This window comes from Microcoleus sp. D2_18a_D3 (assembly GCF_036702455.1).
In the GTDB taxonomy this organism is placed as follows: Bacteria; Cyanobacteriota; Cyanobacteriia; order Cyanobacteriales; family Microcoleaceae; genus Microcoleus.
The window spans coordinates 63627-87724 of the sequence record NZ_JAUBTK010000006.1; the positions used below are offsets into that span (position 1 = coordinate 63627).

General features: G+C 45.9%; 22 protein-coding genes. 18 read left to right on the forward strand and 4 right to left on the reverse strand.

The genetic code is table 11. The features are described 5' to 3' along the window. Positions 1-227: 227 nt before the first annotated feature. From QUB06_RS04685 to QUB06_RS04695, 3 genes are all read left to right on the forward strand, one after another. A complete protein-coding gene (locus QUB06_RS04685; RefSeq protein ID WP_333434312.1) occupies positions 228-2024 on the forward strand; it encodes a metallophosphoesterase in 1797 nt (598 codons plus the stop codon). A 253-nt stretch (positions 2025-2277) separates the two neighbouring features. Continuing rightward, positions 2278-3531 carry a DUF262 domain-containing protein gene (locus QUB06_RS04690; protein WP_333434313.1) on the forward strand — a complete coding sequence of 418 codons (1254 nt, stop codon included), beginning with the start codon at positions 2278-2280 and terminating at the stop codon, positions 3529-3531. Between the two features lie 19 nt (positions 3532-3550). Next, positions 3551-4192 carry a HEPN domain-containing protein gene (locus QUB06_RS04695; RefSeq protein WP_333239929.1) on the forward strand — a complete coding sequence of 214 codons (642 nt, stop codon included), beginning with the start codon at positions 3551-3553 and terminating at the stop codon, positions 4190-4192. A 164-nt stretch (positions 4193-4356) separates the two neighbouring features. Here the strand turns inward: QUB06_RS04695 and QUB06_RS04700 are convergent, their stop codons facing one another. Next, on the reverse strand, positions 4357-5562 hold the full coding sequence (locus QUB06_RS04700) for a DUF4336 domain-containing protein (RefSeq protein ID WP_333434314.1): 1206 nt from the start codon (positions 5560-5562) through the stop codon (positions 4357-4359). Positions 5563-5744: 182 nt separating this feature from the next. Continuing rightward, a complete protein-coding gene (locus QUB06_RS04705) occupies positions 5745-6566 on the reverse strand; it encodes a Uma2 family endonuclease (RefSeq protein WP_333434315.1) in 822 nt (273 codons plus the stop codon). A gap of 119 nt (positions 6567-6685) precedes the next feature. On the opposite strand from QUB06_RS04705, the gene leuB reads away from it, so the two are divergent. Next, entirely contained in the window at positions 6686-7771 is a 1086-nt protein-coding gene (gene leuB, locus QUB06_RS04710; RefSeq protein WP_333061055.1) for a 3-isopropylmalate dehydrogenase, read from the forward strand. A gap of 152 nt (positions 7772-7923) precedes the next feature. Here leuB and QUB06_RS04715 read toward each other — a convergent pair whose 3' ends face one another. Then, on the reverse strand, positions 7924-9402 hold the full coding sequence (locus QUB06_RS04715) for a bifunctional orotidine-5'-phosphate decarboxylase/orotate phosphoribosyltransferase (protein WP_333434316.1): 1479 nt from the start codon (positions 9400-9402) through the stop codon (positions 7924-7926). A gap of 239 nt (positions 9403-9641) precedes the next feature. On the opposite strand from QUB06_RS04715, the gene QUB06_RS04720 reads away from it, so the two are divergent. The 5 genes from QUB06_RS04720 to QUB06_RS04740 all read left to right on the forward strand — a co-directional run bounded on the left by QUB06_RS04720 (position 9642) and on the right by QUB06_RS04740 (position 13400). Then, positions 9642-9905: a pentapeptide repeat-containing protein gene (locus QUB06_RS04720; protein WP_333434317.1), complete on the forward strand. Its 264-nt coding sequence runs from the start codon at positions 9642-9644 to the stop codon at positions 9903-9905. A 47-nt stretch (positions 9906-9952) separates the two neighbouring features. Continuing rightward, positions 9953-10663 (forward strand): DUF547 domain-containing protein, encoded by a 711-nt coding sequence (locus QUB06_RS04725; RefSeq protein ID WP_333434318.1) that lies wholly within the window; start codon positions 9953-9955, stop codon positions 10661-10663. A 68-nt stretch (positions 10664-10731) separates the two neighbouring features. Beyond that, positions 10732-10857 (forward strand): hypothetical protein, encoded by a 126-nt coding sequence (locus QUB06_RS04730; protein ID WP_333434319.1) that lies wholly within the window; start codon positions 10732-10734, stop codon positions 10855-10857. A 373-nt stretch (positions 10858-11230) separates the two neighbouring features. After that, entirely contained in the window at positions 11231-11788 is a 558-nt protein-coding gene (locus tag QUB06_RS04735; protein WP_333434320.1) for a hypothetical protein, read from the forward strand. Continuing rightward, entirely contained in the window at positions 11751-13400 is a 1650-nt protein-coding gene (locus QUB06_RS04740) for a leucine-rich repeat domain-containing protein (protein ID WP_333434396.1), read from the forward strand. Before QUB06_RS04735 ends, QUB06_RS04740 begins: the two co-directional genes overlap by 38 nt. A 294-nt stretch (positions 13401-13694) precedes the next feature. Here the strand turns inward: QUB06_RS04740 and QUB06_RS04745 are convergent, their stop codons facing one another. After that, complete coding sequence (locus QUB06_RS04745; RefSeq protein ID WP_333434321.1) at positions 13695-14288, reverse strand: Uma2 family endonuclease; 594 nt, start codon at positions 14286-14288, stop codon at positions 13695-13697. Positions 14289-14604: 316 nt separating this feature from the next. Here QUB06_RS04745 and QUB06_RS04750 point away from each other — a divergent pair, with 316 nt between their 5' ends. The 9 genes from QUB06_RS04750 to QUB06_RS04790 all read left to right on the forward strand — a co-directional run bounded on the left by QUB06_RS04750 (position 14605) and on the right by QUB06_RS04790 (position 24081). Continuing rightward, the gene (locus QUB06_RS04750; protein ID WP_333434322.1) at positions 14605-16005 is read left to right on the forward strand and encodes a DUF2157 domain-containing protein; all 1401 of its coding nucleotides are present in this window, start codon (positions 14605-14607) and stop codon (positions 16003-16005) included. Between the two features lie 98 nt (positions 16006-16103). Next, positions 16104-16802 (forward strand): GDYXXLXY domain-containing protein, encoded by a 699-nt coding sequence (locus QUB06_RS04755; RefSeq protein WP_333434323.1) that lies wholly within the window; start codon positions 16104-16106, stop codon positions 16800-16802. A gap of 108 nt (positions 16803-16910) precedes the next feature. Continuing rightward, on the forward strand, positions 16911-17063 hold the full coding sequence (locus tag QUB06_RS04760; RefSeq protein WP_333434324.1) for a hypothetical protein: 153 nt from the start codon (positions 16911-16913) through the stop codon (positions 17061-17063). A 402-nt stretch (positions 17064-17465) separates the two neighbouring features. Further along, positions 17466-22052: a glutamate synthase large subunit gene (gene gltB / locus QUB06_RS04765; RefSeq protein ID WP_333434325.1), complete on the forward strand. Its 4587-nt coding sequence runs from the start codon at positions 17466-17468 to the stop codon at positions 22050-22052. 148 nt (positions 22053-22200) lie between these two features. After that, a complete protein-coding gene (locus tag QUB06_RS04770; RefSeq protein WP_333434326.1) occupies positions 22201-22707 on the forward strand; it encodes a GUN4 domain-containing protein in 507 nt (168 codons plus the stop codon). 39 nt (positions 22708-22746) lie between these two features. Next, a complete protein-coding gene (locus QUB06_RS04775) occupies positions 22747-23094 on the forward strand; it encodes a XisI protein (RefSeq protein ID WP_333434327.1) in 348 nt (115 codons plus the stop codon). Positions 23095-23187: 93 nt separating this feature from the next. Further along, a complete protein-coding gene (locus QUB06_RS04780) occupies positions 23188-23472 on the forward strand; it encodes a hypothetical protein (RefSeq protein WP_333290177.1) in 285 nt (94 codons plus the stop codon). Continuing rightward, positions 23462-23836, forward strand: a complete 375-nt coding sequence (locus tag QUB06_RS04785) for a type II toxin-antitoxin system RelE/ParE family toxin (RefSeq protein ID WP_333434328.1) — start codon at positions 23462-23464, stop codon at positions 23834-23836. The genes QUB06_RS04780 and QUB06_RS04785 overlap by 11 nt, the downstream gene beginning before the upstream one ends. After that, positions 23833-24081 carry a DUF4926 domain-containing protein gene (locus tag QUB06_RS04790; RefSeq protein ID WP_333242969.1) on the forward strand — a complete coding sequence of 83 codons (249 nt, stop codon included), beginning with the start codon at positions 23833-23835 and terminating at the stop codon, positions 24079-24081. The genes QUB06_RS04785 and QUB06_RS04790 overlap by 4 nt, the downstream gene beginning before the upstream one ends. Positions 24082-24098: the final 17 nt, after the last annotated feature.

Genomic DNA, 24098 nt, shown 5'->3' on the forward strand with positions numbered 1-24098 from the left:
TTTTTTAATGAACCGCAGAGGGCGCAGAGGGCGCAGAGGGCGCAGAGAAAGAGAATGGAGATATCACAAGATGTGAAAAAATGGTTGAAGTTTGTTCGATGTGAGATATTTTACTAATTTCTTAACTTTTTGATCAACTAGGTAGTTTAAAAATCCCAGTCGAGAATCTCAAATCGATGGCTGTTTTTTCTTCAGACGAATGACTAATAACTTATGACTAATGACTTATGTTGACACCATTGCCCGATCAATTAGAAAATTCTAGAGATTTGCCCCGCAATCCCTGGTTTTTTGCTGTTTTGATGTTGATTGTCCTATTGCTAGGTTTCATGATGCCATCTAACCTCAACGAACCTCAACTTTTAACCGATCCGTTTCTGCAACTTCCAACAGCAAACTCGGTGCGAGTTGTCTGGTTTACCGAGTTTGCCGGTACTCGCAACACTGTTGCTTACGGCAAAAATTTGAATCAAGTTGTGACGGCAAATACTACTAAGCTAAGCCGCACTCGCGAAGACAAAGACTCGCGCATTTCCGAGGAAATGAAACAAAGCATAATTGACAGCAATCCAATTGTCCGCGACATCTGGCGCCACGAAGCAGAAGTCCCCAATTTAATGCCCGGTGTTCGCATTCCTTATCGAGTCACTAGCGAAAGAAAAGACGGCGCATCTGTCAGCAGCAAAGTTTTCACTCTTTCTCCGACACCAGCAGCAGGAAGGCCGCTCAAAATTCTCCTCACTTCCGACCATCAATTGATGCCTATGACAGCAGCAAATCTCCAGAAAGTAGCCGAAACAGTTGGGAGAGTTGACGCGGTTTTGATGGCAGGGGATTTAATTAATATACCCGATCGCGCTTCTGAATGGTTCGACGAAAATCGCGGCCGCGCCTTCTTTCCCGCTTTGCAAGGTCGCGCCTTTTCCGAACTCGACAAAAACGGCATCAAAACCGTTTACAGTGGCGGCGAACTGATCCAACACGCGCCTTTATTCCCCGCCATTGGCAATCACGAAATCATGGGTCGCTTTGCAACCAACAGGAAACTTGATGACCAATTTAACGATCCTTTTCCCCGCGCCGCTGCCGAAAAAATATACGCTCAACGTGCTGCATCTTTGAATCCTAGTAATGACTCTTCAGTGCGGAAAATATGGCTGAAAAACAATAGTTTTAATAGCGATACCTATGACGAGATTTTCAATTTACCGGGAGGTAAAAATTACTATGCTGTGACTTTTGGGGACGTGCGGTTAGTGACTTTATACGTTGCGAATATCTGGCGGACTCCGAATTTAGATCCGGGTGCGAGAGGCAGGTATCGGGAACGGGACGAAGATTTTAATAATCCCGAGAAATGGGGATACGGACAGCATATTTTTGAGCCGATTGTCAAGGGCAGCGCTCAATATAATTGGCTGCAACAAGAGTTAAAGAGTTCGGAATTCCAGCAGGCAAAATATAAAATTGTGATGTTTCACCACCCGCCGCATTCTCTGGGTGACAATATTGTACCTGCTTATACCGATCCAGTGCAAATAGTCGATCGCGCTCTCGATGGCGAGATTAAAATGGTGCGTTACGAGTATCCGAAACAGCAAGATTATCTGATTCGGGATGTAGTGCCGCTGCTAGACACAGCCGGGGTGCAGTTGGTATTTTACGGACATTCGCACTTGTGGAATCGGTTTGTAAGTTCCAGCGGAATGCACTTTTTGGAGACTTCTAATGTAGGCAACAGTTACGGTGCTTTTGTGGGGGAAAAGCGCCGATTTGTGCCGCCGGGATATCGGGAAGATTACAGCGCTATTGGAGACCCGAACGGGTTGGAACCTGTGGTGCCGACTGTTGCGCCTTTGTTGGGGAAAGATGGGCGGCCGCTGCCGTATATTGATAGCAATGATATTACGGCTTTTACTATTTTTGATACGGGGGAGGGTACGGTTAGCAGCTACTATTTTGATACGCGGAAACCGGAGTCGCAAGTGGTGAAGTTTGATGAGTTTAAGTTGAAAAAATCGTGAGATTGGGTAGTTGCTTAAGTTACCAAGTATTCGATTTGTGCGTCGCTATCGATCATCCCCAAAGAAAGATAGAAAATATTACAGCGACGCACCAATCGACAATATTGCAATAGTTATGGAACTTCCGAAACTGATAATTTAGGGATAAAATACTCTCGCTATCGGTAAATGGTCAACATCAGCCTTCTGACTTCTGCTATACTTAGGTAATAGATAGTCTATCCAGATTCAACTCACCCATTAGAGCGCGGTCATGCCTGAACTAAAACTCTTGGAAAAACAAGAACAAGAAGAAGTAAGCTTTGAGCAGGAAGATGAAGCTCTAGATGATGAGCTTGAATCTAATGGCAACTCAAAATCAGTATTAGACGAGATATCCGAAATTCTTGTAGCTGGAAATGACTGGACAACAGCCACCATACTCGATCAACTTGTTCGTGACAACATTCAACTAAATCCAAGATTTCAAAGACGAGACGCCTGGGATATAACTCGTAAAAGTAGGTTTATTGAATCAATTTTTCTAGGATTTCCTATTCCAGAAATAGTTTTAGCTTCTCCAGACAAAAGACGCGGAAAATTTGTAGTCCTTGACGGCAAACAACGCTTGCTGACGATTCTACAATTTTATGGAAGGAGCGAAACTACTAACGATAGTTTTGCTTTGAAAAACTTAGAATTTATGCCAGAACTAAATGGTTGTACCCATGAGGATCTAAAAAACAATCTTCTTCATAGTTCTGTACTTGATGCACTCGACAATCAAACTCTTCGTACTACATTGATTCGGAATTGGAAGACAGAAAGTTTACTCTACAAAATTTTTCTACGTTTGAATGTAGAAAATACTCCGCTATCTGCACAAGAACTAAGGCAGGCATTACATCCAGGTGATTTTATCAATTTTTTAGATGATGAATCAATTGAAAATCCGGCTTTAAGAAAAATACTCAAATCCAAAAATCCCGATCCTCGGATGCGCGATGTCGAATTATTGCTTCGATATGTAGGATTTCATCATTTCTTATCCGAGTATCGCGGTAATCTTAAAGTGTTCCTGGATATAACTTGCAAAGAACTCAACCAGGATTGGAAATATCGCAAACTGGAGATAGAATCTACAGTTAGCCAATTTGAAAAAGCAGTGCAAACAACTACTAAAATATTTGGAGAAGAAAATATATTTCGTGTGTGGTTAGGCAATTATCATACTTACCGAAGCAAGTTTAATCGAGCTATTTTAGATGTGATGGTTTTTTATTTTTCAGATCCAGTTATTAGAGAAGCTGCTGAGAAGAATCCGGCGGGTGTGGCAAATGCTTTTAAAGAGTTATGTTCATCATCTAATAGCGAGTTCAGAGAAGCTGTTGAGAAAAGCACAACTAGCATTCGTGAAACTCATACTCGTCTTTCACTGTGGGGCAAAGCTTTGTTAAAGGTTTTGGAGGTAGAGTTTAATGTACCTGAACTTGTAGATAACCGTATTATATTTAACGGTTTGAGGTAGAGGTAAGTTATTCATAGGTATGTCAAAATCCGTTAGATTTCGGACTCTAACCAAGGAGTTAAATAGATTAAAAAAACAATTTATTCCTAAAGTTAGCCCTACAGGTTTATATTCGGATCGGCAGTTAGCCTTAACTCTTACTTACAGAGTTTTCGTTCATGCCGAAATTGAGGCTTATTTTGAGGACAGAGTTTGGGAAGTCACCCTTAACGCTAAAAATAATTGGGACAGTCAGGGTAAGACTTGCCGTACTTTAATCTGCTTGCTTGCCTTTTCGGGTCAAATGATGGAAGTACCGCCTGATACACTTAATCCAACCAAGGGAAGTACAAAAGTTAAGGAGGAAAAAATAAAAATTAATAAAAAAATAGATTTAGCTATTAAGAGTTTTAAGCGAGTAATTGACCAAAATCATGGAATTAAAGAAGCTAATCTTCTGGCGTTGCTTTTGCCAATAGGGATAGATACTGATGATTTAGATTCTGCTTGGCTAGGTACGATGAATACGTTTGGGGAAGAAAGAGGTGTTGCGGTACATACTTCAGCGACATCTGCTAAAACTATTAGAGTTCTCAATCCTATAAATGAACTGCAGAGGGTAGAGCAAATTATTCAAGAACTTTTGAAGGTGGATGAGTTGATTAATAATTTAATGAGATAAATGAATAAATTTCCAGTAATTGTCAAGGGTTTTATCTTTGCGATGGGCATCTTGCCTGTGTTGAAACGGGCAAGATGCCCGTTCCACAATATCTGAATTTTTTAGTGGCACAGGCATCTTGCCTGTGATCAAACAGCTTATTCAGAATTGTCAAAAATTTCAGATTAAACCTTCTCTTTTGCAGGGGGAACCAAACCAGTTTTATTCAAACCCGCATCAATCTGCTTGAGCAATTTAAAATCGTCTTCGGGTAAAGAATTAACAGGCGAGTGTTTTTCCAGAAACGAGAATGCTTGGCGAAATTCACGCGGCCGGGAGTCGATCGCACTATCGAAATGACAAGGTACAATCCTTTGAAAATCCCAACTGGCCACTTTATCCACCCAATCGAGAGTTTCCCGCGGCGCGCGGTTGAGAATCAATGTCTGCAAAATCGGCGCGACAAACAACCGCCCTCCTCCCCGCAAAGCCTCAAACGATCGCTCCCAATGTGTTTTCCACTTGAACGGATACAACCCGAAATAAGCTTTCCTAGAGCGTTCTGGCGCTTGGCGCGCGCTGGCAAATACCTCCGACCACCGCGGCACTTCCAGCACGCTAGGCGTAAAATACATGGCAAATAAGGCGATTCTCTGCCACCCTTTGCGCCGATTTTCGTGGGTGTCTGCCACCGTGTCCAAGGCGCTGTCTTTGGCGTGAAATAGCAGCGGGTACGAGTCGAGTTGCACGATCGCGGGCGGATTTTCGGGAATCGAAACTATGGAATCTGTTAACATCAGCGTGCGCGATCGCCTGTGAAATAACGCAACTTCTGCAAATCTGCCCAAACCGAGGTCGAGGGGGCCGAGAATTGCCCAGTCAAATTGATCGGCTAAGGGCGTGTTGCTGCTGTCAAAGGGCAGTACAGACGTGCGTTTCGCCGGCACACCCAGCCAACTCAGCGGCAAATTCACGGGAAAACTCCACTGCTGGGGCGCGACCAACACCTGCGCTTCGGGAAAACACCTCGCAAAGGGGCCGACAAAAACTTTGTGCTCGATGCCCGAAACCGTTGTCAGCAGAATGTACTTCACCTCGCCGTGCTCTGCTACTAACTCTTTTACCAAGCGGATGCACTCAGGAGTCGGTGCAACGGGGGCGTAGACGAGAAGGCCTTCGGGTTCTAATTTAATTACTGTCATCCGAATCGGGACGACTACGTAGAAAATGCCTTGTAGTTGGTCAAAAGTCCAGATTGTGTCCTTGACTATTTCCTTGCGGATGGTGCGCCGCTTGCTGTAGGGATAGAGGGGGACAACTGGCCAAAAGGCCCAAGAATAGTCCCGAGAATCAATCTGTGCTGATGTTGGTATGCCTTCGCCCTCTGCCACTGCGCGACTCCTTGCCGATTTTTTTGTACGTGCGTGCGATCGAACTGTTTTTATCTTATTTCACTCGTGTTGCGCGGATTCGAGGAGTTGAAAAGGGGTTATGGGCGATTCCCTACGGGATAGCTGCGCTTCACGGGCTTTTGGAACACTCAAGCAAGAATTACGCCTGGGTGCGAGAACTATTAAACCAATTGTTCAGGATCGATGCCTAGTTCCCGCAACCGCGCCGCTAGTCTTTCCTCTCGCTGTTGAGATTCTGTCAGTTGCTGTTGAGATGCTATGAGTTGCTGTTGAGATTCTATCAGTTGCCGTTCCGCCGCCGTTGCTCTTTCACTCGGACTCAAAATCAACCCTCCTTGGGCAGTAAACCACCGCAACCACAACCGATTCATACTCTTATAACTGCCTTGCCACCAACCTAAACTCAACTGCAATTCAGGAATAAATAACCGCCCATCAATTAATTCTGCAGGTTCATAGTGGCCTCCTACAAGATGAAAAGCTCGCAATTCATCCGTGTAGCGACTGAACACAAAATAGTAAGGAATCCGCAAAATTTGTTCATAAACTTGCCACTTAGTCAGCGGTTCCCCAGCTTGCTGAACAGTCCGCCCTAAATCTTCATCTTCAGTTCCCGGCGATAGCAATTCCACCACCACAAACGGATTTACCCGTTCTTGCCAAACTACATAACTCAAACGCATATCGCGCCCTTGATAAAGCCTTGGCACACCCACCGCAGCAAACCAATCCGGGCGTTTATGCCAGCGCGGTTGTGTTGCATCGTAATACAAATTTAGGTCACTCGCTGTAAAGACTTGTTCCGCATCCCATCCCGGCGGCAAAAACGTGAATTCCAAGAGTTGCGGCTGATCTAAATGAAATGTATCTGGCAAACCGGGCTCCTTTGGGTCTTCGCTAGGTAAATCATACATTGTTGGCAAACTCTGCCGGGGGTCTAAAGGCGGTTCAGCTTGAGCAGGCGGGTAAGTCGGGAATGTCATAATGAATTCTGAGGTTGCTTATCCTGATATGATTATAGCCTTGTGAGAATGTCTGGCATTTCCAAAGAATTCCCATTAACTCTCAATCTCAAATCTCAAATCAAAACTCCTAAATCGATATGACTCAAAACTACCGCATCACTCTTTTACCAGGAGACGGCATCGGCCCTGAAATTATCGCTGTGGCGGTAGATGTCCTGAAACTTGTCGGCCAACAATTGGACATCGGCTTTGAATTTCAAGAAGCTTTAATGGGCGGGGCTGCTATTGACGCAACAGGCAATCCGCTGCCAGAAGAAACACTGGAAAAATGCCGCAACTGCGATGCAGTATTGTTAGCAGCAATTGGCGGTTACAAGTGGGATAATTTGCCCCGCGAACAGCGCCCGGAAACGGGATTATTAGGACTGCGCGCTGGATTGGGATTGTTTGCAAATTTGCGTCCGGCGACTATTTTACCGCAATTGGTTGATGCTTCTAGTTTGAAACGGGAAGTTGTTGAAGGCGTGGATATTATGGTCATCCGCGAACTCACAGGCGGCATTTATTTTGGCAAACCGAAAGGCATTTTTGAGACGGAAACAGGCGAAAAACGCGGTGTTAATACGATGGCTTACACCGAGTCGGAAATTGACAGAATCGGGCGAGTCGCTTTTGAGACGGCCAGGAAGCGTGGGAAAAGGCTGTGTTCCGTTGATAAAGCGAATGTTTTGGATGTTTCGCAACTGTGGCGCGATCGTATTATTGCCCTTTCTTCAGAATACCCTGATGTCGAACTTTCTCACCTCTACGTTGACAACGCAGCCATGCAGTTAATTCGCTGGCCCAAACAGTTCGATACAATTGTCACCGGCAATTTATTCGGCGACATTCTTTCCGATGCGGCGGCGATGCTAACTGGTAGTATTGGGATGCTGCCTTCTGCTAGTTTGGGAGCAAGCGGGCCGGGAGTTTTTGAACCCGTGCACGGTTCCGCACCAGATATCGCCGGACAAGATAAAGCAAATCCCATCGCCCAAGTTTTGAGTGCGGCAATGATGCTGCGCTACGCCTTAAATCAGCCGGAAGCTGCTAATAAAATCGAGCAAGCAGTTGTCGAAGTTTTGGATCGGGGTTATCGCACTGGTGATATCATGTCGGAAGGCATGAAACTCGTCGGCTGTCGGGCAATGGGCAATGCTTTAATTGAAGTTTTGCAAGCTTAATCTCGCTTGTTAATCGTTCCCAGGCTCTGCCTGGTAACGCATTTCAGGAGGCTCTGCCTCCATTAAAACAAGGCAAACGAGAGAGAATTTTGGAGGCAGAGCCTCCGGATATTAATTACCAGGCAGAGCCTGGTAACTAGAAATTTTATGATTTAATGTTCCGCTGTCAAAAGCTGAAATTGCTCGGTATCGATGCGATTTGCTTGATACAAAGTTTGAGCAATTTCCGAAAGCGCTAACACAGAATGTGCGCGATAACCGTTGGCCTGCATCTTATCTTTAACTCCCTGTTCGTGGTCGATTAATACCACGATATCTTCCACATTCAAGCCAGCCGATTTTAACTTAGCCGCGCCTTCCATCACGCTTTTGCCACTAATCAAAATGTCATCCACTACGACAATCGTTTCTCCTGCATGAAAATGCCCCTCAATTAATTTGCCCGCCCCGTATGTTTTCACCTCCTTGCGCGGGAAAATCATCGGGCGTTCCATCCGCAATGCTAAACCGGTTGCTGTGGGTAAAGAACCGTAGGGAATTCCCGCAATGCGATCGAATTTTAAATCCTTGAGAATGTCTGCATAAGCGCTGACAATTTGGTGGAAAATCTGCGGAATTGAGATTATTTTCCGCAAGTCGATGTAATATGGAAATATGGCGCCCGATGCTTGTACGTGGTCGCCAAAAACTACGCAGCCGATGTCATAAAGTTGCAAGATTAAATCGCGGTGAGGTTCCGGTTGCAAAAAGCAAACATCCGGCAGCCACAATTCGCAAGTGGGGCTACCTTCGATCGCGCGCAGCCTCTGTTGATTAATATTATCCCGCAATTTCTCAATTTCTTGGCGCGGCTCTTTCCCCGCTAATAAAATCGGGGGGACTGGCAGCAATAAACCTTCACCATTCTTGCTTAAACCTGCCGCCAGCAGTTGTGCGAGGTCGTTTTCTTCTGTGAGGTCATTTTCTTCGGCGATGTCTCCTTCGACTAAAATTAGGCGTTCAGGAGCAGCTTGGCGGATGCGCGCCAACATATCCGGCATTACTCCTACTTCTAAACCCACTTTTTCGGGAGTTCCCCAAGTTTGAGAGAGTCGGACTAATTGCAAGTACAAAGGGTTTTCTGGCGTCGGGTATTCTTGCACAGCCTCGGCTGAGGGGTTGGCGGTGGCACAGAGTACAAAAACTGTTTTTCCGGCGTATAACAAAAAAGGCGCTACTTGGTCGAATCCGGCATAGGGACTTAAGGTAATAGCGTCAACTCGCCAGTCTTGAAATACAATTTTGGCAAAGACTGTGCTGGTATTTAAATCGCAGTGTTTGGCATCTAAAATTACTGGCAGGTGAGGGGGAATAATTGTTAAAATTTCTTGCAGCAATGCCCAACCGGGAATACCGAGAGATTGGTAAAAACCGAGGGTGATTTTGCAAGCACAAATTAAATCGGCTGTTTGGTCGATCGCACTTTTTAGCTTTGCCAACAAATCAGTTACAAAACTTTGAGTTTCCTCCCCAGTCATCGAAACCAGCGGGGCCAAGGTTTCCGGGTCTGGATCGAGGGCTAAATACAGCAAACTTTGATTTTTTTCAACAGCCGCTAACAGTTTATCGAAAAAGTCGGTTCGTTCCGTCATGATTTGTTAGGAAGGTAAGGGGAATTAAAAAAATTGCAGATCAAAGTGAAAGGGGTGTTGGGCCGGAAGAAACCGATCCCCGTTGAAATTGAAATTAAGAATCTTTTAAGATTGTAGAATGTAAAGAGCAGGAAATCTGTAACTTTGGGAGCAGTTTCATGGGGAATGATTTTCGGGTTGGCTACACAGGTGATTGCACCTAAGCCGCAGCAAGTCAATTAGTTGTGGTAAAGTAACCAGTGTCCGGGCGGCGATTTGATCGGCATTCCCTGCGGCAGGCGAGTTTAGCAAATGCCCATTTGCAAGGGGCAGATTTGAGAGAAGCAAATTTTAGAGAAGCTAATTTATCGGGGGCAAATTTGAGCGGGGCTTGTTTGTGGCAAGCTAATTTACAAGGCGCTAATTTGACTCAAGTTAATTTAATCCAGAGTCCGTTTAACGGGGTTAATTTAAAAAATACTACCGTTGTAGGTGTTATTTCGGTTGACGGTAGTATTAAATAGAAGCAGAAGCTAAAGCAATGCCCGCCTTATATTATGGATAGTAATAAATGATCGGTACGATCGACTTTACGATTTGGGACGAGTTGCTGCAACGCTACGTTGACGATTTCGGCCGCGTCAATTATCGAGGCTGGAAAGCTGAGGGGGCGGATGTTTTGAGGGGGTGGCTGGAAAGTTTGGCTGATGTGGATTTGGCCGATGGTACTGATGCGGATGCGCGGCTGGCGTTGTGGCTGAATTCGTACAATGCGATCGCAATTTCTCAAGTTCTGGAAGTATATCCGATCGCGTCCATCCGTCCCAAAGTTTTGGGAATTCCCAACTGGCTGAGTTTTTTGGATTTTTTCACTCGTTCAAATTCGATTATTGGCGGCAAAAAGTACAGTCTCAATCAAATCGAACACGCAATATTGCGGCCGGAATTTGCGGAACCGCGCATCCATTTTGCATTAGTTTGCGCTTCTGTCGGATGCCCGCTGCTGCGCCGGGGGGCTTATTTCCCGGAGTCGGTACGGACTCAACTAGAAGCGGATGCCAGCCGTTTTATTCACAATCCTGATAAGGTGCGATATGATGCCCAGAAAAAGACGCTTTATTTGAGCAAGATTTTTAAGTGGTACGGCGAGGATTTTGTAAAAGCGGCGGGTTCGGTGGCTGAGTATGTGGGCGGTTATTTGGGGCCGGAGGCGGCTGTGGGCGATGGATGGGCGATCGTTTTTTTGCCTTACGACTGGAATTTAAATCGGGTTGATGGATAAAATTTGCGCCTAGGGGTAGGTGTTTTTTTGAGGGAGTAATTTTTTTCGGCTGTCGTTACCCCTTCAAATTGCCAGATTCAACAGGGCGATCGGATGACTCCGAGGCAACGCGGCGATCGGACGGCTGGCACGATCGGACGGCTGGCACGATCGGACGGCTGGCACTGGCAAGCTGGCAAAATACAGCTATCTAGAGCGTTGTGGGGAGTTTTGGGGTGATTGGATGTCTGGCACGGCTGGTACTGCCTAAATCGCATCACAGGCACGGCTAGCAAGGTGGCAACGTCGCATGGTCGCAGCGCTGGCACGGTCGCAAGATCGGAGCGGTCGCACTGGCTGGCACGGTTGGAGCGGTCGCACCTTGTTACGGTCGGAGCGGTCTAGATTTTTTCCGTCACACTCGCACCTGAGAACCCACAGCTTTTTTAAAAACTGGATGTGGTGGGTGCGGTGGCACTGACAGAGCGGTGGGCGGGTTGGCATTATCTTAATTACGTCTAAAGTATATAGACGTAAAAGGTTTATATAAGTTAAATTTTATTTTTGTTAATAAAACAACTAAAATTTATGACTCAAGAAAATGACATTACACCAGTTACGACTCAAGAAAATGACATCACACCAGTTACGACTCAAGAAAATGACAATACATCAGCTAACTCTGACATATTGTTAATGTCGCTGGTACAACTTGCTGAGGATACAGAGGAATTTTCAGGAAAACTAGGTGTTACCCTTTTTGTTCAAGGTACGATTGTTACTGGTTTATTAATTAGTAAGGAATCATACCTTGAGGCTTTAAGTGATGTTTTAAATCACAATATTTCAAGAACTGTTGAAGGCAAAGAAGCTTTTAAACATTTTTTATCTCGGTTTGATACAGTTTCTAAAAATTTATCTAACAATCAAGATGAAGAAAGTGAACTTAACAATCAAGATAAAGTAAATCAAGTGAACAATCAAGATGAACAAACTGAAGTGACAAATATAGAATTTATACATCTAGAAGATGCTAAATTTTTAGTTGGGAATAGTTTAATACCGAACGATAAAGGAGTTTATTGGAGAGGTATTTTAAGCCGTGTTGATGGTTTTTTTATTGAAAGATTTTCCACTGGTAATTAACTATATAAACTCATTTGTAGATGTTAATAAATATTACCGAGGGGTAAACGACATGGGTCGAGAGGAAGCTGTGCGACGAATTGAACTGGCTGCCGAGAATAAATTGAGTAAGCTAGATTTGTCCGGGCTGGAGTTGAAAAAATTACCACTGGAGATTTTCAAGTATAAGCGTCTGACATTGCTAGACCTTAGTTTCAATGAGATTACTTCACTCCCAAAAGAACTCGGGAAACTGTCGAATCTGACACACCTTTTCCTTAGTAACAATCAGATAACCTCTATCCCAGAGGAAGTCGTAAAACTGTCGAATCTGACACAGCTTTGGCTCAATAATAATCAGATAATCTCCATTCCAAAGGAGTTCGGGCAACTGTCGAATCTGAAATGGCTTTCCCTCAGTAACAATCAGATTACCTCTATTCCAAAGGAACTCGTGCAACTGTCGAATCTGAGAGAGCTTAACCTCCGTAGGAATCAGATAACTTTCATTCCAAAGGAACTCGGGCAACTGTCGAATTTGACAGTGCTTGACCTTCGTTTCAATCAGATAACCTCTATTCCAAAGGAACTCGGGCAACTTTTGAATCTCACAGATCTTATCCTCAATCACAATCAGATTGCCTCCATCCCAAAGGAACTAGGACAATTGTCGAATCTGAGACATCTTCACCTCATGAACAATCAGATTGGGTTCATCCCAAAGGAACTCGGGCAATTGTCGAATCTGATACAGCTTGTACTCATTGACAATAGGATTACTTCCCTCCCAGAGGTCTTGGGGCAATTATCGAATCTGACAGCGCTTTACCTGAGTAACAATGAGATTACCTCTATCCCAGAGGTAATCGGACAAATGTCGAGTTTGATAAGGCTTTTTCTAGATGACAATCAAATTACCACTATTCCAGAAGTGATTGGGCAATTGTCGAATCTGAAAGACCTTAGCCTCCCTAATAATCAGATTACTGAAATCCCGGAGGCAATTCGTAGTATGAAAAATTTGGAATACCTAGATTTGCGAGGTAATCCGCTACCGATTCCCCCGCAAGTTCTGGGGCAGGGTCAAGACGATGAAGGTTGTGGTGATTTGCGAACAATTCTAGATTTTTATTTCCACACCCGCAATCTAGCCCTACCTGAGCTAGATGCTGAGCGTCAGAAAATTGAATCTGAGGGATATTTTGACGCTGAAACTCTTCAAGATGCCAGACAACGGATAACTGCTTCTATTGTCCAACGACAGGGACAGGCGGGATTTAGACGTAAGTTGTTAATTGCTTACGGTGGTCGATGTCCAATAACTGATTGTGATGTAGAGTCAGCTATCGAAGCGGCACATATAATACCATATCAAGGTACTCAAACCAATCATCCAACAAACGGTTTACCACTCAGAGCCGACATACACACTCTCTTCGATTTGTATCTACTGTCAATACGACCAGATACCAAGGTAGTTGTGATTGCCCCTGAACTCGTTGGCACTTGTTACCAAGATTTAGCAGATCGGAAACTGACTTTACCACAGGATCAAAAAACAACACCAAATCAAAATGCTCTGAGCAAGCATTATGAAATTTTTATCAGCAAATGCAAAATTGGTCAACTATAAAGGTTATAAGGCTAGATGGGAAAAATTGTGTTTTCTGACGTGGTGGCAATGATTACAAGCCCTAGGCGGGGAAATGTGACTCTCCCCGCCTAGATTTATTTAACAAAGTAAGGTTGGTGATATTCTCACGTCACTATCTAAAAATGGTGTGACTGTTAGCGAAACTTACAGGTTGCAATCAACCTAAATCCCTATCAGGGATTGAAACATGGCCTCAATCAGGTTGAGGGTGGAGATTTTCACTAATCGGTAGGTGGTTAGATGAATGCTAACCAATTAGCTATTGATCCGCCCTTAAACCTCTCCACTCAAAATCTGTTGAACCGTCAAACTTAGCTGTGGAAACATCGGAGATACGATCGCCTCCCCATCCCGAAATACCCCAACCTCAACATATTGCCCATTCTCAAGCCGCAAAACCGTCACAACTTGTTCAATTGGATCGATAACCCAATACTCTGCAATGCCCCGCGCTGCGTACTGAGCTCGTTTGCGCTCGTAATCCCGATCCCTGCCCAGTCTACCGGGACTGACTACCTCCACAACAAACCGAGGAGGCAGCATATCGAAAGTGATAGTTAGCCTGTTTGCTGTCAGCGGAATGTGTTCAGGTTCCAGAATTATCAAATCGGGGTAGCGGTTGGCGGCATCTCCCGATCGCAAAACGGCAACTTGAACCTCGCAATTATGCGTTTTAATCAGTCTAAGTGGCACTAGCCCGCTGCTAGCCAGATAGAAAAATAGATAGTTAGCAATGAAATTATTAGGTTCAGATTCTGGCGGCAAAGCGATTAACTCCCCATCAATTAACTCATAGCGTTGATCCGTATCATTTGAGTAATTAAGGTACTCGTCAAAAGTTAATTTTTTAGATTGAGCTTGTACCATAAAATTACCTTCCTTAATTTATTCGTCCCTTGCTGCTGGGAGTTTGTTTATATATAGCAATCCTAAATGATTTGCGTAATTATTGTAGGGGCAATCCCCCCGTGGTTGCCCCGATAGATAGGGGTAGGCACGGGGGCACTACCCCTACAAATTTATCTGAATAATTTAGGATTGCTATAGAAACGGTTTCAACCGCCGAAGGATCTCAATCCAATCTGCTGTGCAAGTTAGACAGGTGTCCCAGCCTCCATCGACAATCAACCCACAAGTGACATATTAAAAACTATCACAGTTCAAATCCTCTGGAATATAGACAATGATTTCAGATAAATTTCGACGCGAGTTGCGCGAACAAGCCAAACTCTGGCAAGCAGAAGGACTCATCGATACTTTATTCTACCAACAACTTTCCGAACGCTACCAATTCAACACACTCGAAACCGCCTCCCGCAACCGTTTCCTCAGCATTCTCATCAGTCTCGGCGGCATTCTCCTCGGTATAGGAGTCATCACCTTTGTAGCGGCAAACTGGCAAGTTTGGTCGCGTGAAGTGAGAGTTGCACTGCTGCTAAGTCTTTTCGTAGCAGTCAATGCAGCGGGTTTCTATCTGTGGCGCATTCCCCCATCCCGAAGCCAAAACTCCAATCTCAATTTGCCCATAAAAATAGGGCGAAACAAACTCCTAGGTGAAGGATTGTTGCTGTTAGGAGCTCTGATTTTAGGAGCAAATATGGCTTTGATGGCACAAATGTTTCACATTGGCGGTTCTTCCTACGGACTTTACCTCACTTGGGGAATCGGCGTGCTCGGAATGGCTTACAGTTTGCGGTTGACTTCCTTGGGCGTTTTGTCCGCACTTTTAGTCGGTTTAGGCTATTGGATTGCCGTGTTAGATTGGTCTTCCAAAGTCGAGTTTTCTTGGCTGGAAGTTTTGGTGCGGCAAATGCCGATCGCAGCCAGTATAATGTTTGTGCCGCTGGCTTATTGGTGTCGATCGCGTGCTATTTTTGCTATAAGTGCGATCGCGATAATTTTCTCTCTACAAGTTTCTATCGTCCAAGGATTAAATCAAACCTGGGGTACAGCTATTTTTTGCGCCCTACCGCCCGCTTTGCTGTGGGGATACGACGATGCAATCTGGCCGAAGGTAAACAGCAGGCTGTTTCAACCTACCGCCCGCAGTTTAGCGCTGCTGTTTCTCGCCGCTTTGTTTTATGTTCTTTCTTTCCACTGGTTGTGGCAAAATTCGCCGAATCCTGCCTCAACTGAGCCCGATTGGGTTTTGCTGGCAAATGTGGTTGTTTTGGGCGGTTTCACAGTGTTTGAGTGGCTGCGCTTGGGACGTTTGGAACTGCGCCGACCAAAACAAAAAGCAGTGGATTTGACTACAAGTGCGATCGGCATTTTAATTCTCGCCAGCGCCTTAATACCGCTTATTCACTTCAATTTTACTCCCATTCCGCAATTAGCGACTTTTCTGTTTAATGTTTTATCGTTTCTGCTCGCTGTCGGCTTAATTCGAGAAGGTTTAGCATTAGGAAACCGCAAGACTTTTTGGGTAGGCATGGTATTAATCACCCTGCAAATTATCAGCAGAGTCTTTGAATATAACACAGGATTGTTGCTCAAATCTTTTGTCTTTGTTTTATGCGGAATTGGCGTAATTGCTGCTGGTTTGTGGTTCGAGCGCCACTTCGCAACAATCCCCGATGAATAGAAATTATTCATCTCTCTCTTCTCTAACTCAGCGCCCTCTGCGTTCTCTGCGGTTTAATCATTCCGAAACAACCGTAAACAATATAACCCATACCTAACATGAGCACAAACAACATTGACTTATTAGTTAAAAATCCAGATACAACAAATGTGTTTCAGCTTCCCCCGGAAGCAAAACGCCTTCCCGCGTGGCGACTGTGGGTTCCTTTACTCTTGCAAATCGGACTAATTGCCGCCGTACCCGCCACCGCCGTTTACACTTTTATTACTGGCAAAACAGTTATCCTGCAAACAGCACCAGTAGACCCTTACGACTTTTTGCGCGGATATTACCAAGTTTTGAGCTATGATATTTCCGATCGCACCAATCTCCAAAAACTCCCCGGCTGGAAAGATTTACCTGCCGAAAAAACACCTTGTCCGCCCGGAGTTGCTTGTCCACAAAATACGCAAAATGTCAAGCCACAAACCAGTTTTTATGTAATCTTAGAAGCGCCCAAAACCGCGACTAATCCCGGCCGCCCCCAAGCTTGGAAACCCCTCCGCGTCAGTCTAGAAAATCCCACCAATTTGCCCGCAAATCAAATCGCAATTAAGGGCAAATATAACGGTTGGCAGATGGAATACGGCTTAGAAACTTATTATATGCCAGAGGATGAAAGGGAAAAAGTCAATCAGGAGATTAGCGAAGCTCAAAGGAAGCAGCGACAATCTTTTTTGGTAGAAGTAAAGGTTGACAAAACAGGCCATGCTGTGCCTGTGAGTTTGTGGGTGCGCGATCGCAATTATCGATTTTAGCTGATATCTCGCACCATTGTCAGCAACAGGCTTTTCGGCCTGTTCCACAAGAAAATTTATATTTTGTGGAACAGGCCGAAAAGCCTGTTCCCAAACAAGTAATTGAGAATGGTGCAACATATGAGTTTGAGCCAATCAGGGCAAAAGGTCGATCGACTTGTTGCAATTTTTAAGAAATACTCATTGCTGTTGAGAAGGCAAAATGCTGGTGGAGGATGTCACCCAGCCGCTGAGGATACAGTCGCATTAACAATGCTATAAACTCATTTCTCAAGAACAGGCTTTCCGGCCTGTTCCACAAAAATTGAGTTTTCTGGAACAGGCATCTTGCCCGCCCTTGAAAAGCTTATTAACAAGGGTGCAAGATGTGAGTTGGTATCGGAATTACTCATCTCTCTTCTCTTCCTCTGCGCTCTCTGCGGCCTCTGCGGTTTAATAATTCATATAATTGAAGAGTCTTTAAGCAGAAATCTTTAACCTCCGGGTTCCATAGTTAATGTATCGGCTTTAACTATTTTTTTCCTCGGATCGAATAAGCTGGGATTTTTTGGTAGCTCTACCCAATTGAGTAGATCCACATATAATACATGATACTAGAGCGATCGGCATCCCATCCTCTACCCTAGATAAACATCTTTTCACCACTTTGACAGGAGCATCAAAATGAACAGCAACGGACTGCCACAAAAGCAAGGTCTGTACGATCCGCAGTTCGAGCACGACGCTTGCGGAGTCGGATTCATCGTACACATGAAGGGTAACAAATCCCACGAAATTGTCGAGCAGGCACTGACAATCCTCTTGAACCTCGACCACCGGGGCGCGTGCGGCTGCGAACCCAACACCGGAGACGGGGCGGGGATTTTGATGCAGGTACCCCACAAGTTTCTCAAGAAAGTAACAGCGGGCCTAAACATCGAACTTCCCGAAGCCGGCGAGTACGGCGTTGGCGCGATTTACTCGTCGCCAAATCAAACTGAACGCGAAAACGGCAAACGCATTTTTGAGGAAATCGCCGCAGAAGAAGGCCAGGAAGTTCTCGGCTGGCGCGATGTTCCCACAGACAACTCGTCCCTCGGCGACACCGCCAAATCTAGCGAACCCTTCATGCAGCAAGTGTTCCTCCGGCGCGCCGCAGGTATCGATGAGGCGGCTTTCGAGCGGAAACTGTACGTCATCCGCAAACGGGCTCACAATGCCATCCGCAGGACTAACACAGACCCATACTGGTATAATTCCACACTCTCCTGCCGGACGATCGTCTACAAGGGTATGTTAATGCCGGTGCAAGTCGGCGATTACTATCCCGACCTGCACGACCCCGACATGGAAAGCGCTCTAGCCCTGGTTCACTCGCGCTTCAGCACGAATACTTTTCCGAGTTGGGAACGATCGCACCCTTACCGCTACATCGCCCACAACGGCGAAATTAACACGATGCGCGGCAACATTAACTGGATGCACGCGCGGCAATCGCTGTTCGAGTCGGAACTATTCGGCGATGACTTAAAGAAAATCCCCAATTTAATCAATATCGAAGGCAGCGACTCGACGATTTTTGACAATGCTTTGGAATTGCTGAATTTGGCCGGGCGTTCTTTGCCGCACGCTGTAATGATGATGATTCCCGAACCTTGGACGGCCCACGAGTCCATGAGTGACGAGAAAAAGGCTTTCTACGAATACCATTCCTGCTTGATGGAACCTTGGGACGGCCCGGCTTCGATCGCCTTTACCGATGGTACATCGATCGGGGCCGTGCTCGATCGCAACGGTTTGCGCCCTTCCCGCTACTGCGTCACCAAAGATGACTTGGTAATTATGGCCTCGGAAGCCGGAGTTTTGCCGATCGCCCCAGAACGAATTGTATCAAAAGGTCGCTTACAACCGGGGCGGATGTTCCTGGTAAATACCGAGGAAGGCCGCATCGTCTCTGACGAAGAAATTAAACATCAAATTGCCTCGGAACACCCGTACCGCGAGTGGCTCGACAAGCACATGGTCGAAATCGCCAAACTGAAAGATGCGCCTGCCGTAGCAGAATCTCATCCCGAAACATTATTGCAGCGGCAAATGGCCTTTGGCTACACCTTTGAAGAACTGCGGTTGCTGTTAGCGCCGATGGCGAAAGATGGCGTGGAAGCTGTCGGCGCGATGGGTGCGGATACGCCACTGGCGGTGCTTTCCAATCGGCCAAAACTGCTTTATGAATACTTCCAGCAGTTGTTTGCTCAAGTTACCAATCCGCCAATTGATTCGATCCGCGAAGAAATTGTAACTTCTGCCGAAACTACGATCGGCGCTGAACGCAATTTGCTCAAACCGGAACCGGAAAGCTGTCATTTAATTGAACTGAAAACGCCAATTCTCAGCAATGAAGAATTAGCTAAGCTCCAACACGTAAATGAGGGCAATTTCAAGTCACTCACCGTGCCGATTTTGTTTGACCCCAAAAGCGGTGTAAAAGGTCTAGAACAAGCGTTAGAAGAGGTTTTTGCAGCAGCAGACAGCGCGATCGCTTCAGGGGTGAATATCATCATTTTGAGCGATCGGGGTATCAGTCCAGACAAAGCCCCAATTCCGGCGCTGCTGGCAGTTGCGGGCCTGCACCACCACTTGATCCGCAAAGGTACGCGCACGCGGGCGGGACTCGTGCTCGAATCCGGCGAACCGCGCGAAGTGCATCACTTTGCGACACTTATTGGATATGGTTGCGGCGCGATTAATCCGTATTTGGCCTTTGAGACGATCGCCGATTCGATCCGCGAAGGATTGCTGCTAAATGTCGAGTACAAAACAGCTTGCAAAAACTACGTCAAAGCGGCAACTAAAGGTGTGACGAAAGTTGCCTCGAAAATTGGGATTTCCACAATTCAAAGTTATCGCGGCGCGCAGATTTTTGAGGCGATCGGCTTAAACAAATCCGTAGTCGATAAATACTTTGCTTGGACAGCCTCGCGGATTGAAGGCGTAGACCTCGAAGTCCTCGCCCAAGAAGCAATTTTGCGCCATACCCACGCATTCCCAGATCGCCCGTCCAGCGGACATACTCTCGATGTCGGCGGCGAATATCAGTGGCGGAAAGAAGGCGAGGCGCATTTGTTTAGCCCGCAGACAATTCACGCGCTGCAAAAGTCGGTGCGCGAGGGCAGTTATACGCTTTTCAAACAGTATTCTGGGCTGGTTAATGAACAAAACCAGCAGCATTTTACCCTGCGCGGTTTGTTGCAATTCAAGCAGCGGGAATCGATACCAATTGAGGAAGTTGAACCGATCGAATCTATTCTCAAACGCTTTAAAACTGGCGCGATGAGTTACGGTTCGATTTCTAAAGAAGCCCACGAATCTCTGGCGATCGCGATGAACCGCATTGGTGGCAAATCGAACACCGGTGAAGGCGGGGAAGACTCGGAACGCTACACTTGGACGAACGATCGGGGCGACTCGAAAAACAGCGCGATCAAACAAGTTGCTTCCGGGCGTTTCGGCGTTACCAGCTTGTACCTTTCCCAAGCGCGGGAACTGCAAATCAAGATGGCGCAAGGCGCGAAACCCGGTGAAGGCGGACAGTTGCCGGGTAAAAAAGTATACCCGTGGATTGCCAAGGTGCGGAACTCGACTCCGGGTGTGGGATTGATTTCGCCTCCTCCTCACCACGACATTTATTCGATCGAAGATTTGGCTGAATTGATTCACGACTTGAAAAATTCCAACCGGGAAGCGCGGATTAGCGTCAAACTCGTGTCGGAAGTTGGAGTCGGGACGATCGCGGCCGGGGTTGCGAAAGCCCACGCCGATGTCGTGTTGATTTCCGGCTACGACGGCGGAACCGGCGCTTCGCCACAGACTTCGATCAAACACGCGGGATTACCTTGGGAGTTGGGACTGGCTGAAACTCACCAAACTTTGGTACTCAACAATCTCCGCAGCCGGATTGTCGTGGAAACTGACGGTCAAATGAAAACCGGCCGCGATGTAGTAATTGCTGCACTACTTGGCGCTGAGGAATTCGGTTTTGCTACCGCGCCGCTGGTGACATTGGGCTGCATTATGATGCGCGTTTGTCACCTGAACACTTGCCCCGTGGGCGTTGCAACGCAAGACCCGCTGCTGCGGAAAAACTTTACCGGCGATCCCGATCACACGGTAAACTTTATGACCTTCGTCGCGCAGGAAGTCCGGGAAATTATGGCGCAGTTGGGCTTCCGCACGCTGAATGAAATGGTGGGGCGGACTGATGTTTTGGAAGCGAAACAAGCTGTGGAACACTGGAAGGCTAAGGGTTTGGATTTCTCGAAAATCCTTTATCAGCCGGAAGTTGGGCCGGAGGTGGGGCGCTACTGTCAGATGGCGCAGGATCACGGTTTAGAAAAGTCGCTGGACATGAGTGTACTGCTGGATTTGTGCAAAGGTGCGATCGAAAATGGCGAAAAAGTACACGCCAAACTGCCGATTACCAATGTCAACCGCGTTGTCGGCACAATTCTCGGCAACGAAATCACCAAACGCAACTGGGAAGGTTTGCCGGATGACACGGTGCACCTGCACTTCCAAGGCAGCGCGGGGCAAAGCTTTGGCGCTTTTGTACCCAAGGGTGTCACCCTGGAGCTCGAAGGCGAAGCTAACGACTATTTGGGCAAGGGGCTCAGCGGCGGCAAAATCATCTTGTATCCGTCGCCAGCTTCTACCTTTGTCGCGGAAGAAAACGTGATTGTCGGTAACGTGGTGCTTTACGGCGCGACATCCGGCGAGGTTTTCATCCGAGGGATTGCGGGCGAACGTTTTGGGGTGCGTAACTCCGGCGTGAATGCAGTAGTTGAAGGTGTGGGCGATCACGGTTGCGAGTACATGACTGGCGGCAAAGTTGTAGTTTTGGGTGAAACCGGGCGCAATTTTGCTGCGGGTATGAGTGGCGGTGTTGCTTACATTTTGGATGAAGCGGGGGATTTTGCTACTCGCTGCAATATGTCGATGGTGGATTTGGAAAAATTGGAGGATGTTGAGGAAATTAGCGATTTGCGGCAGTTAATTCAGACTCATTTTGATTTGACTGGAAGTGCGAAAGCATCGAAGGTTTTGGCAAATTGGGACTCGATGGTGCCGCTGTTTGTGAAGGTGATGCCGAGGGATTATAAGCGGGTGTTGCAGGCTATTGAAAGGGCGATCGCATCGGGTTTAAGCGGTGATGATGCGCTGACGGCTGCGTTTGAAGAAAACGCTCGCGATGTCGCTCGGATTGGCGGCAGCTAGTATTAGTATGGGTGCGTTACGGCTACGGCCTAACGCACCCTACAAAACTATAATTAACTCAAGCATGGGTTTCTCGAAGCGGGCGCGAAGCAAATTCATACGGATCAAGTCAAATAATCTCATATTCAAAATATCTTAGGCGCTGACCATGAGTGATTTTCAATCTTTAAATTATGACAACCAATTTCTTAATCTAGCTTCAGAAAGCGGAGCTGATTACACTCAATTACGCAATTTTTTAGCAGAGGGCAAGTTTAAAGAAGCTGATTGCGAAACTAAACAAATTATACTTTGGGTAGCGTGCTGTGAAAAATTAGGCTATTTAGGGCATTCAGATTGGGTAAACTTTCCTTGTACAGACCTCCAAACAATTAACCAACTTTGGGTAAAATACTCAAATGAGCGTTTCGGATTTTCAGTACAAAGGTCTATCTGGCAAGAAGCGGGCAAAGATTATGACAAATTCTGCGAATACGTTAAATGGGATTCATTTAATAGTAGAATGACCTATGAACTCCGCGCTCCCCTTGGTCATCTTCCCCATAGTTTTGTATATTGGTTAGGACATAGAAGTGTCATCGTCCCTGGTGGAAATAGCTGGGGATTGGGATTGCATTGGTTAGATGCCAAACTATCTGCTTGTCATCTATTATAAAATAATTCTCGTAAATACAGAAGTAGAGAAAATTGTGCAATGGATCAACTAATCGAATATCCCAAACTAATCAAGCGTATTTTGACCGAGTATATAGAATTGTGCAATAATCGCCCTTCTCAACAAGACATCGAGACATTCTTGATTGCAGACGAGCAAAACGGTCATTACATCTGGATAAATCTTGGCTGGCAAAAGGGCGATCGCATTACCGGTATCACTGTTTACGTTCGGATTCGCGATGGTAAATTCTGGATCGAGGAAGACTGGACAGAAGATGGGATTGCAACGGATTTGGTGCGTGCAGGAGTTCCCAAGGAAGATATTGTATTGGCATTTCACGAGCCTGCAATGCGGCAATACACCGATTTTGCAGTAGTTTCCTAGTAATTTATCAAACTTTAAATTGCTGTTGACCCACCCGTTGGATATAATATTGTTACTAGATTGTAGAAGAGCAATCAAAAAAAAGGGATAATTATGACCGTCGAACAAGCCATTTTGGAAAATGTAAAGGTCTTATCGCCAGACCAGCAACAAGAAGTCTTAGCTTTCATCAAATTCTTGCAGTCCGATAAATGGGAAGATATCTATAAAGGACGCTTCAAAGAACTGCAACAAAAAATTCGTCAAAACACTGATATCGATCCCGATGATGACCCCACTGAAACTGTCCTCGAAGGGCTTCAGCAAGGCTTTCATGAAGCAATTACCGGACAAACTCTCCCTTTGTCTCAACTGTGGGACGGAATCGATGACAACTGATCCACAATCGATCCAAATTGAAGTCACCCCCCGATTTCAACGAGATTTACGAACTTTAGCCAAACGCTATCGCAACATTCGCAACGACATTCAGCCTGTAATCGAACAACTTCAAGCGGGGGAACTTCCGGGTTCGCGTATTCCGGGAATGGAGTACGAAATTTTCAAAGTCAGAATTAAGAACAGCGACATTCAAAAAGGCAAAAGCGCGGGCTACCGTGCTATTTATTACCTCAAAACTAGCGATTCGATCGTGTTGGTGACTATCTATTCTAAATCAGATTTATCAGACATCGCCGCCGAAACAGTTCGAGAAATTCTAGCCCAATACGAGCAACAATTTACCGAATCAGAAGAATTATGAACTATCAACTTTATTCTGATGTCATTTTACTGTGCAACCTTCCAGAAGAAGGACTTTATGCCGGCGATATCGGTACGGTTGTAGAACAGCATCACGTTGAGGGACTAGAAACAGGTTATAGCGTTGAGTTCTTCGATCTGTTGGGAAACACTGTAGCAGTTGCCACGCTACCTGGAAGTTATTTGCGATCGCCCACAAGTGCAGACAGACCTACAGTTAGACTTGTTAATAGTTTTGCTGCGTAAGTAGAGGAAATAGTACA

Excerpts from the sequence above, each read along its gene's own strand:
- QUB06_RS04740 (WP_333434396.1), top strand. The coding sequence starts at position 11,751 with ATGGTTTTTTTATTGAAAGATTTTCCACTGGTAATTAACTATATAAAC.
- QUB06_RS04750 (WP_333434322.1), top strand. The coding sequence starts at position 14,605 with ATGATTTCAGATAAATTTCGACGCGAGTTGCGCGAACAAGCCAAACTC.
- QUB06_RS04760 (WP_333434324.1), top strand. The coding sequence starts at position 16,911 with ATGGTGCAACATATGAGTTTGAGCCAATCAGGGCAAAAGGTCGATCGA.
- QUB06_RS04755 (WP_333434323.1), top strand. The coding sequence starts at position 16,104 with ATGAGCACAAACAACATTGACTTATTAGTTAAAAATCCAGATACAACA.
- leuB (WP_333061055.1), top strand. The coding sequence starts at position 6,686 with ATGACTCAAAACTACCGCATCACTCTTTTACCAGGAGACGGCATCGGC.
- QUB06_RS04770 (WP_333434326.1), top strand. The coding sequence starts at position 22,201 with ATGAGTGATTTTCAATCTTTAAATTATGACAACCAATTTCTTAATCTA.
- QUB06_RS04715 (WP_333434316.1), bottom strand. The coding sequence starts at position 9,402 with ATGACGGAACGAACCGACTTTTTCGATAAACTGTTAGCGGCTGTTGAA.
- QUB06_RS04785 (WP_333434328.1), top strand. The coding sequence starts at position 23,462 with ATGACAACTGATCCACAATCGATCCAAATTGAAGTCACCCCCCGATTT.
- QUB06_RS04745 (WP_333434321.1), bottom strand. The coding sequence starts at position 14,288 with ATGGTACAAGCTCAATCTAAAAAATTAACTTTTGACGAGTACCTTAAT.
- QUB06_RS04780 (WP_333290177.1), top strand. The coding sequence starts at position 23,188 with ATGACCGTCGAACAAGCCATTTTGGAAAATGTAAAGGTCTTATCGCCA.
- QUB06_RS04690 (WP_333434313.1), top strand. The coding sequence starts at position 2,278 with ATGCCTGAACTAAAACTCTTGGAAAAACAAGAACAAGAAGAAGTAAGC.
- QUB06_RS04725 (WP_333434318.1), top strand. The coding sequence starts at position 9,953 with ATGATCGGTACGATCGACTTTACGATTTGGGACGAGTTGCTGCAACGC.
- QUB06_RS04695 (WP_333239929.1), top strand. The coding sequence starts at position 3,551 with ATGTCAAAATCCGTTAGATTTCGGACTCTAACCAAGGAGTTAAATAGA.
- QUB06_RS04735 (WP_333434320.1), top strand. The coding sequence starts at position 11,231 with ATGACTCAAGAAAATGACATTACACCAGTTACGACTCAAGAAAATGAC.
- QUB06_RS04790 (WP_333242969.1), top strand. The coding sequence starts at position 23,833 with ATGAACTATCAACTTTATTCTGATGTCATTTTACTGTGCAACCTTCCA.
- QUB06_RS04685 (WP_333434312.1), top strand. The coding sequence starts at position 228 with ATGTTGACACCATTGCCCGATCAATTAGAAAATTCTAGAGATTTGCCC.
- QUB06_RS04775 (WP_333434327.1), top strand. The coding sequence starts at position 22,747 with ATGGATCAACTAATCGAATATCCCAAACTAATCAAGCGTATTTTGACC.
- gltB (WP_333434325.1), top strand. The coding sequence starts at position 17,466 with ATGAACAGCAACGGACTGCCACAAAAGCAAGGTCTGTACGATCCGCAG.
- QUB06_RS04705 (WP_333434315.1), bottom strand. The coding sequence starts at position 6,566 with ATGACATTCCCGACTTACCCGCCTGCTCAAGCTGAACCGCCTTTAGAC.